Consider the following 1,664-nt stretch of genomic DNA (forward strand, 5'->3'; position numbering starts at 1 on the left):
GGCGCCTCCGGCAGCGGCAAGAGTCACCTCCTCACCCAGATGGTCGCCGAGGTCATCGGCGGCGGCCTCGACCCCTACGGCGTGCGCTGGCAGTCCGTCAACCCCGCCGACCACGCCGCGTTCGTCCGCGAACGCGTCGTACGGCTGCGCCAGGGACGGCAGTTGGAGGCCACCGGGCAGACCTCGTTCGCCGAGTTCGTCGAAGCGCTCCTGCTCACCGGCGCCGACCGGCAGGTGCGGCCCGTCGCCTTCTTCGACCTCGGCGGCGAGGACCTCATGCGCACCGACAGCCTGCTGCGCTTCCTCCTCGGCGTCGACGCCCTCGTCTTCGTCGTCGACCCGCTGCTCGCCCTCAAACTGCCCCACCTCGACGAGCCCCGCAAGGACGCCGGGCTCGAACTCACCGGCAGCGACCCGGCGTTCGAGACCGTCCTCGACCGGCTCCCGCTGCGCGACGGCTACCTCGACATCCCCTGCGCGCTCGTCGTCGGCAAGGCCGACCTCCTGCGCTTCGAACCCCCGGTGGACCGCTGGCTCGGCCAGGACTCCTCCTACGACCCCCGGCTGCTGCGCGAGGAGAGCCGCGACGCGTACGCCTTCCTGCGCCGGCACGCCGACCCCGGCTGGCTGCGGCCCTTCGACAGCGCCCTGCGCTGCACCCTGCACTTCGCGTCCGCGACCGGAGGCAGCGCGCGCGACAGCCACTTCCCCCAAGGGGTGCGCTCCCGCCGGGTGTTGGGGCCTCTGGTGTCCCTCCTCGCGATGTGCGGCATGTTCACGAAGGAGACGGCCGCTGGGGGTGTCGCCGGTGGCGGACTCCGCTGAGGCCGACCTCCTGCTGTTCCGCTGGGAGGGCAACCGCGACCGGTACGTCACCGGGATCGCCGCCAGCGCGCACTCCTGCTCGGGAGCGCGCGCCGAGGAACTCCGGGCGCTGCTCGCGCCGTTGCTGCGCGTCGAGGGCGCGGGGAGCCGGCGCCCCAGCGTCGTGCGCTGCCTCGACCCCGGGACCGGGGAAGCCGTCGTCGTCCACCGGCGCCCCACGCTCGACGCGCGCGGCCGGGAGTCCACCGTCTCCCGCGCCCTCGTCGGCAGCCCCGCGCTGCTCACCGCCCGCGACTCCATCACCCTCGCCGACCCGCACTGGGACTGGCTCGGCGTGCCCGACGACGCGTCCGGAGAACTGGACCGCGTCCCCGCCGACGCCGTACGCCACCGGTTCGCGCAGGCCCTGCCCGACTACCTCGACTGCGTCTCGTACATCCGCACGCCCCTCGAAGTCGCCGTCGCCCAGCTCATCCGCACGCCCGGACACCGGCTGACCTTCCTGCGCCGGGAGGTCCACGACCTGGAGAACGTCAACTACGCGCCGCTGCTCATCTGGGGGGTGTGCGCGATGCTGGGGGAGTGGCTGGGGGACTCCTCCCTGACCTACGCCAGCTTCGACACCCAGGCCGACGCGCGGCTGCGGCTCGTGTGCGTGCCCGAGTGGCCCCGGTCCGCCGTGGGCGGCTCCGGCGTCGAACGGATCTCCTTCGCGCAGGCCCCCCGCGACGAGGCCCGCGAAGTCGCCGCGCGGCTGGTGGAACTGTTCCTCGCGGCGCCGGGGCAGCCGGAGGAACTCGCCGCCGTGCTGCGGGGGTGTCCGGGGCCGGGGGCGATGG

At 74.2% G+C, this 1,664-nt stretch carries 2 pseudogenes; both read left to right on the forward strand.

The annotated features are described in order from the left end of the window. Window positions 1-825, forward strand: a pseudogene (locus AOK24_RS43475) (hypothetical protein); the annotation flags it as partial. Further along, window positions 809-1,664, forward strand: a pseudogene (locus tag AOK24_RS43480) (hypothetical protein); the annotation flags it as partial. The pseudogenes AOK24_RS43475 and AOK24_RS43480, both read left to right, overlap by 17 nt.

Source organism: Streptomyces niveiscabiei (assembly GCF_001419795.1).
GTDB lineage: Bacteria > Actinomycetota > Actinomycetes > Streptomycetales > Streptomycetaceae > Streptomyces > Streptomyces niveiscabiei.